A 7,157-nucleotide genomic window follows, 5' to 3' on the forward strand; every position below is an offset into this window, starting at 1 on the left:
GCGGGGTCGAAAACTTTTTCAACCCGTACTCGCTGCGCTCGCTGAAAAACTGTTCGATCACCAGCCACTCCGCTCTGTCCTCTGCCGTTCAGTCTCTCCTTTGCCAGAAGGGCAAAAAAGTTGGCGGACACCAGGTCTGCCGCAGTGAAACCGGGAGGACACCATGGCTAAAGGCAAAGCAAAAGCGCCCAACACCGAAGCGCGCCGCATCGAGGGCAGCCGCCCCGAACACACCCCCACCCCGCTACCCCTGCGGACCAACGGCGTCGTCAGCAACGTCAACATCACCGTCTGCGGAGAGCAGCATGGCCGCATCACCACCATTGCCCCAGGCACCGGAACCCCGGTCCTGCAGATCGAGTTCACCGGCGTGACCATGCAGTTCACCAACTGCGAGCAGGTGCAATTGACACTCGGACTGTTCGCCATCGCCCGCCAGGCCCGTATGGGCATGGCCCGGATGCACCAGCTCCCCGGCATCATGAGCGAGAGCAACGTGGGAGTGCAGACCACGATGATGTGGACCAGGCCGCCGAACGGAGCCGCACACCGCGACCAGTTCACCCACCCCGTCACCCGCAAAGTGTCCCCCTACGTCACCTTGCGGATGCCGCCGTTGACGTTCGCCCTGATGGACACCACCGCCATCGAAACCATGCTCGCCACCATGAAAAAGGCCCACAAGCTGGCCGTCGCTTTGTTCGACGACGGCGATACCTACGCCAAGAACTCAGCCGCCGACAGCTGGCGACCCCGCGCCCAACACCGCTTCAAGATCACCGGCACCGGATGGATCACCAACGGCCCCACCCCCGGCAACGGCAATCGCTAACCCCCGGTATCCCCAGACCCGAAGTTATCCACAGGAACGGGTTTGGGGACCCGATATGCCGCGCGGCCCGAGGGGCCGCGCGGCATCCTTGTCACCACAGGCAACCACTCACCGACAAGGACACCCCCGCCATGATCTGCTGGAGCATCACCGCCTACACCGCAAGCGAACCCGACGACGTCCTCATCGACGCCAACGCCGCCACCACCTACACCGAGGCCCACCGCGCGGCCGGCGATGCGGCACTCGCTGCGCTCGACCACCTCGCCGGCGAACAACCCCACGCCATTCCCTTCCTCACCATCAGCATCGACGACGAGCCACTCCTGCTGGCCTGCGCCAGCAAAGACCACAACGGCACCGTCGACCACGCCTCACTCAAGGCCGCCGCCGCCCACGTCCGCGACACCGGACAGGCATACGCACCCACCACCACGCCGTGGTGACTCACGCAGCAGCGTCCACACCGCGCGGGCTGGGCCCGGTCATGTCGGCTCGACCGGCGTCTGCTCGCCGGGAGATCCCCACCAGCTGATTCCATCAGCGCCCGGACGAAGACGCTTCGCGACCGTCCCCAACGGCTCACCAATATCGAAGTCAGCGACATCGCGACCCCACCACTGAGCATCAGTAGCCTCCCCGACCTGAGGCTGGGTCGGTCGCACCCGGCGAAGCCCCAGGGTCGAACCAAAGTCCTTCCACCGGTACACAACGCAGAACGTCTCGTCGCCTTCCGTCCATGCGTCGACCACACCCACACCCCACGACTCGGTCAGGACACTCGACGCCAAACGCCGCAAGCACGCCGACAACGCCGACTCGGCCCACGACGACGACGGCCGCTCGCGCTGCTCTAGCAGCTCCCGATGCCGCGCCGTGAACCGCCGCTTTGACGGCGAATACACCCGAGCGTCGGTAGATCCGTCCGCGAAAAAGTCTTCGACCAGCACTCGCTCCATACCCAGGAGCATAGGGGCGACCTCGGCCGTGACCGGGCGCCTACGCAGCGGCCAGGCGGGCCTGGCCTTTGCCTTGCCCGCTGCGCGGTCACCTACTCGGAGCGCCTGCGGCGCACTGTGACCCGGCCCTAGCGGGCCGGGCTCCGTGTTTTGTCCCTTCTGGACTTCCGATCCTGGCCGGTTCGTCCGCCGCTTCGGACTGCTGACATCGGCCCCTGCGGGGTCGGAAACTTTTCACCCGCACTCGCTGCGCTCGCTGAAAACTTTCCGCTCACCAGCCACTCCGCTCTGTCCTCTGCCGGCCCAAATCGTGCGTGCCAGAAGAACAAAAAAGTTGGCGGACACCATGTCTGCCACCGTCGAGGGAGACACCATGGCCCGCACCGCCACCACCACCGCAGCAGACAAAGCACAAGCCCGCAAAGCCCTTGCCGAGCAGCTCCAGGCATCCATCGTCGAGAAGGTCGCGGCCCTGACCAGTAGCGACCAGTGGACCCGATTTCTCGACCAGTCCGCAGCGTTCCACGCCTACAGCTTTAAAAACGTTGTGCTGATCCTCACCCAGTGCCCCGAGGCCACCGCCGTCGCCGGATATAACCAGTGGCTCGAGCGTGGCCGCCACGTGCGCGCCGGGCAGAAAGCTATCCGCATCTTCGGCTACAGCTCCAAGAAGATCACCGACACCGACCCCGAGACCGGTGAAGAGACCGAACGCCGCGCACCCCGATTCCCCATCCTGTCCGTGTTCGACGAGTCGCAAACCGACCCCAACACCGAACTCACCCCGCGCATGCTCAAAGCCAACCCCAAAGCGAGACTCTGGGCAGACATCGAACAGCACCCCGCCCAGCGCCTTACCGGCGCCGACCCTGACGGCATCTACGGCCAGGTTCGCGACGTCATGACCGCCCGCGGCTGGACCATCACCCATCGCGAGCTCGACGGCCACACCAACGGCTACACCACCTGCGACGGCACCCGCCAGATCGTCATCGAAACCGCGCTAGAGCCTGCCCAAACAGCTAAAACGATGATCCACGAAGCAGCCCACGCCCTGCTCCACGCCGACCTCGCGTCCACCGATCGTCAGCAGATGCACCGAGGCATCCGCGAAGTCGAAGCCGAATCAGTCGCGTACGTCCTCGCCGGCCTCCTCGGACTCGACACCACCAGCTACAGCATCGGCTACATAGCCGAATGGGCCGAAGCAGACACCGACCTGATCACCACCACCGGAAAACGAGTCCTCGACACCGTCCACACCCTCACCAACGAACTCACCCCACAACCCACCGAACAGACCACCGCAGCCTGATCACACCCGGTGGTGTCGGCGGGGAACCCACCCACCGGCACCACCGGCACAAAGTGAGCGGCTCCGCCGCACTGTGCAACCCTTCGGTGTCCAGTGACTGCGCTGCGCTCCACACCGGCCGCCGAAGAGACCACCATGAGCGCACGTCTACCTGTCGACCACACTGTCACCGTGTCGTCCGGCCCCACCGCATCAGACGGAGCGGCTCCGCCGCACTGCACCGCCCGCTACTGTCCAGGCGCTTCGCGCCCGGGCTCATCTTCACGAGCCGCCCTCTCAGCTTCGATATCCGCCAGGTTTGCAAAATATCTGCGATCCGCGATACGCAGGCTCTTCCTTATCGCATGCTTTCCGAACGGCGTCACACGAAGACCTGTCGAGCTATCGTCACTTTCGAACACACCCATTGCTCTTAATCGTGCCACCGCATCGTTGAAATTCTCTGGGAAGTCCTGAGCCAGAACGTCTTGCGATGCGAGATGTTGAATCGCCGCCCGAGGGAAGGTGGCATCGATATGTGCGGCGACACGATCCAACTTCAGTGACTTTCGCTCAGCGCGGAATGCCGCGAATCCACCAAATACGATGCTGATCGTAAGCGCGAAGTTGATGATAAGCGCAGGAAATACGCTCCAAGAATCATTCCTGGCAATTGTCACAACACCGATTGTCAATGGGATTAGAGCTAGTGCGGACATCCCTAAGGTAGCGTTTGTACCACCGACCTGTACGAAACGTTCTTGCACTCCGGCCCAGAATCCACGCTGGTCTGCAGCTACGCGCCGATCGAAATCCACTAGCTCTCGTGCGATCGCCGCCTCGACGACTTTTCTCGAATCCAAACCATCGGGAATCTTTTCGTGAATATCAACAAGGTTCTTTAAACGCTCGTGCGGTGTCTTCTTTGCGTTCCTGGTAGCAACAATGGCCGCGATCGACGCGAGAATTAGAGGTGCTAGAACAAATCTAATCCAGTCCGCCCAGCTAAGTCCCATGCCAGAAGTATCACCCAGTGCTACCGCGACACCAAGCCCTCCCGAACCTGCGCCGCTCCCGCACAATCATCCCGCCAGCCATGTGCGTCTAGGACCAGCATTCTTCGAGGCCAGCCACCGACATCAGGTGGTCGGCTCTATTGCTCGCTACGCAAGCAACCATGTGGAACCGCCTGCGGCGGTGCGGTGACCCGGCCTGCGGCCGGGATCTGAGTCGTTTTCCCTTCTGGCCTTCCGATTGTGACCGGCGTCGTCCTGCGTGCAAGGCCCCGCCTTCGCTGCGCTCCGGCCCTGCGGGTGCACAAACTTTTCACACCCACACTCCGCTGCGCTCCGCGTGAAAACTTTGCGCCCGCGGTCTTGCACTCCGTCCTCCTATGCCGGTCTTTATCTCCATTGCCAGAAGGGCAAAAAAAGCGGGCGGACACCAGGTCTGCCGCACGTAGGCCGGGAGGGTCACCATGAAGAAAACCGCAGCTGTCGACGCCAAGGGACTGACCCTGTCGGTCTACCGGAACGCCGAGTACGCCACCGACTTCACCCTCGGAGGACTCACCGGGCGCCACAACGCGGTGACTCTCATCGGTTTCCAAACCCCAGACGATGAGGACGAAGACCGCGCGTTCTACCCGCTGCTCGGTATGCACGTCACCCGCCTTCCCAAGGGATGCGAGGTGTTCGCACCGACCGAGCACGCCCCGGCCGTGATCTTGCGGTACAGCGCCGCCCTGGACACCCGAGCACCCCGCCAGATGCACCTGGCCCCCGTCGACGCCGGACCCCGGCGCGGCATGGCGGGCGGCAACTACGCCGGAACCTCCGACAGTCGGCTACCGGAGCTGATGGAGCAGCTCACCGGATACCGCCAGCACATCATCTCCGTGCACGACCGGTTCGAGGGATGAGCGTGCCCGGGATCTACAGCGGCACCCCCGCCCAGCAAGCCGCCCAGCGCGCGCGCCTGCACCTGGCCGCCCTCGATGCCGGGATCGCCATCGCCACCGCATGGACCCGCGCCGACGGTAGCCGGCCAATGACCCGCACCGAGTACGCCGCCGCCCTGACCGACGCACTACACAGCTGAAAGGCCCCACCCGTGAACGCATGGATCGCAGACAAAGACCCCGCAGCAGTCAGCGCGATAGCCGATCGCATCGCCGAGAACGAACCAGCACGGATCACCGACGCCGCAGGCGATCGCACGTTCGCCGTGTGGATGCTCGGAGTCGACCGCAAGCTGCGCGCTACCACCGGGTTCAACCACTCCGACCTACCGGACTGGACCTGGCGCAGCGCCTACGACGACGACCTGGCCCCCGACGACGCCGCCGCCGACGCCCTGCAGTTCTGGCAGGAGTACGGCGACCTCTAAACCACCAGGCCCGCCAGGGCCGGCCGCCGCCCCCTCCGGTGGCCGGCCCTGGCCCCCTCAACTTCCCAACCACTCTGAAAGGCAGGCCATGCCATGACCATCACCATCAGCCACACCGCCGCCGACGGAACGCTCGTCGAGGGCACCAGCAAAGGCGACGGCACGAACACCATCCTCAAAGCCCACGGTTTCCGCTGGTTCCGCACCCTCGGACTCTGGGGCATCGCCGCCAGCCGCGACCGCCAACCCAACGAATACAAGATCAACCGCGCCGCAGACGCCCTGCGCGCCGCCGGACACACCGTGACCGTCGACATCGACCGCGACCACCGGCCCGCCGCCGACGCCGAAGCCGACCGCCTGGCCCGTCAAGACGGCCGCGCCGCCGCCCTCGCCGCCAAAGCCACACGCAAACACCAAGCCGCCCAGGCAGCGTGGGACAAAGACAAAGCCGCGACCGCAGCCCTCCCGCCGGGAGGCGAGCCGATCAAGGTGGGCCATCACTCCGAAGGCAGGCACCGCAACGCGCTCGACAAGGCATGGAAAACACTCGGTGCGGCCGTGGCCGCAGAGGCCACCGCCACTGACGCCGACCACCGCGCCCAGGCCGCCGCCGCGACCACCGGCCACCGCTACAACCCGCGCACCGTCGCCAACCGCATCGACACACTCGAAGCAGAACACCGCGCCGATCAACGAGCCCTCGACGGACACACCCGCACCCTGTTCACCGACGCCCACGGACACAAGCGCACCAAAACCACCCCAGCGGCCACCGGCACGCACCGAGACCGCATCATCGCCCGGATGGCCCAGCGCGCCGAGGACATCGCGCACTGGACGAGCATTCGCGCCGACCAAATCGACGCCGGTCAGGCCACCGACTACACCCGCGAGGCCATCACCCCCGGTGACCTGGTGCGCGACCGCTACAACGACTGGCTACGGGTGCGCCGCACCAACGCCAAGAGCGTGACCGTGGAATATCCCACACGCCACGGTGGCGGGATGCTCACCGCGACGATCAAATACCCCGATCTCACCGGCCACCGCGTGGCGACGCCTGCCGCCGACGACCAGGATCCGAAGTCGGCCACGACCCGGCAGGCCGGGTAACTGCCATCGTGTGATCGCGTAGCGGATCTCACTTGCCCGCTGCGCGGTCACACGAGGATTCGGGCCTGCGGCCCGAGCTTCGCTGCTGTGGTCACCAGGGGCGCGCGTCTTCTCAGTATCTCAGGGCGGGGGCCCGAGCGGTCAACCCACGCACCGGCGCTTGTCGCCTTTTCTCCGCTGCGCTGCGCCCATGCGCTCCAACCACTTTCATCGCGCACTCGCTGCGCTCGCATGAAAGTGGCTTCCGGCCGCCGGCACTCTTCGGGGTTGACCGCCCACCCTCGCCCTGAGCGACTGCGAAGCCGACAGCGTCGCCCACAACGAGAGGAACCATCATGATCAACAACCTCACCATCATCGGACAAGCCGACATTCTCACCACCGCCACGTCGCTGGCACGCAGCGCCGCGCACGCGGCGGCCGCCGGCACTACCGCCACCTACGACAGCGGCTGGCACCTCCCGGACGGCACACCGTCCGATCCCTTCGGCGAGAACGACTAGCAGGCCGCACTGCTGCTCTAGAGGACGTTGATCGGCGCGTTCAGAAACCACGGCGCATTCGAGGC

Annotated in this window: 10 protein-coding genes; 8 read left to right on the plus strand and 2 right to left on the minus strand. The window is 65.2% G+C overall.

What is annotated here, in order from left to right; genetic code table 11:
- Positions 1-163 precede the first annotated feature (163 nt).
- The gene (locus BH683_RS07760; RefSeq protein ID WP_084835673.1) at positions 164-832 is read left to right on the plus strand and encodes a hypothetical protein; all 669 of its coding nucleotides are present in this window, start codon (positions 164-166) and stop codon (positions 830-832) included.
- Between the two features lie 131 nt (positions 833-963).
- A complete protein-coding gene (locus BH683_RS07765) occupies positions 964-1,278 on the plus strand; it encodes a hypothetical protein (RefSeq protein WP_084835674.1) in 315 nt (104 codons plus the stop codon).
- 39 nt (positions 1,279-1,317) lie between these two features.
- On the opposite strand, the gene BH683_RS07770 is transcribed toward BH683_RS07765, so the two are convergent.
- Positions 1,318-1,791 carry a hypothetical protein gene (locus tag BH683_RS07770; RefSeq protein WP_143696007.1) on the minus strand — a complete coding sequence of 158 codons (474 nt, stop codon included), beginning with the start codon at positions 1,789-1,791 and terminating at the stop codon, positions 1,318-1,320.
- 346 nt (positions 1,792-2,137) lie between these two features.
- Here BH683_RS07770 and BH683_RS07775 point away from each other — a divergent pair, with 346 nt between their 5' ends.
- The gene (locus BH683_RS07775; protein ID WP_094647319.1) at positions 2,138-3,106 is read left to right on the plus strand and encodes an ArdC-like ssDNA-binding domain-containing protein; all 969 of its coding nucleotides are present in this window, start codon (positions 2,138-2,140) and stop codon (positions 3,104-3,106) included.
- A gap of 227 nt (positions 3,107-3,333) precedes the next feature.
- On the opposite strand, the gene BH683_RS07780 is transcribed toward BH683_RS07775, so the two are convergent.
- Positions 3,334-4,101, minus strand: a complete 768-nt coding sequence (locus tag BH683_RS07780) for a hypothetical protein (RefSeq protein WP_084835676.1) — start codon at positions 4,099-4,101, stop codon at positions 3,334-3,336.
- 461 nt (positions 4,102-4,562) lie between these two features.
- Here BH683_RS07780 and BH683_RS07785 point away from each other — a divergent pair, with 461 nt between their 5' ends.
- The 5 genes from BH683_RS07785 (at position 4,563) to BH683_RS28625 (ending at position 7,092) form a co-directional block, all read left to right on the plus strand.
- Positions 4,563-5,006 carry a hypothetical protein gene (locus tag BH683_RS07785; protein WP_084835677.1) on the plus strand — a complete coding sequence of 148 codons (444 nt, stop codon included), beginning with the start codon at positions 4,563-4,565 and terminating at the stop codon, positions 5,004-5,006.
- Positions 5,003-5,185 carry a hypothetical protein gene (locus BH683_RS07790; protein WP_084835678.1) on the plus strand — a complete coding sequence of 61 codons (183 nt, stop codon included), beginning with the start codon at positions 5,003-5,005 and terminating at the stop codon, positions 5,183-5,185. The genes BH683_RS07785 and BH683_RS07790 overlap by 4 nt, the downstream gene beginning before the upstream one ends.
- Positions 5,186-5,197: 12 nt before the next feature.
- Positions 5,198-5,473: a hypothetical protein gene (locus tag BH683_RS07795; RefSeq protein WP_084835679.1), complete on the plus strand. Its 276-nt coding sequence runs from the start codon at positions 5,198-5,200 to the stop codon at positions 5,471-5,473.
- Positions 5,474-5,566: 93 nt separating this feature from the next.
- Positions 5,567-6,589 (plus strand): DUF3560 domain-containing protein, encoded by a 1,023-nt coding sequence (locus BH683_RS07800; protein WP_084835680.1) that lies wholly within the window; start codon positions 5,567-5,569, stop codon positions 6,587-6,589.
- Between the two features lie 335 nt (positions 6,590-6,924).
- Entirely contained in the window at positions 6,925-7,092 is a 168-nt protein-coding gene (locus tag BH683_RS28625; RefSeq protein ID WP_168186993.1) for a hypothetical protein, read from the plus strand.
- The last annotated feature ends 65 nt before the right edge of the window (positions 7,093-7,157 follow it).

Origin of the sequence: Williamsia sp. 1138 (assembly GCF_002095435.2) — a bacterium.
Taxonomy (GTDB): Bacteria; Actinomycetota; Actinomycetes; order Mycobacteriales; family Mycobacteriaceae; genus Williamsia.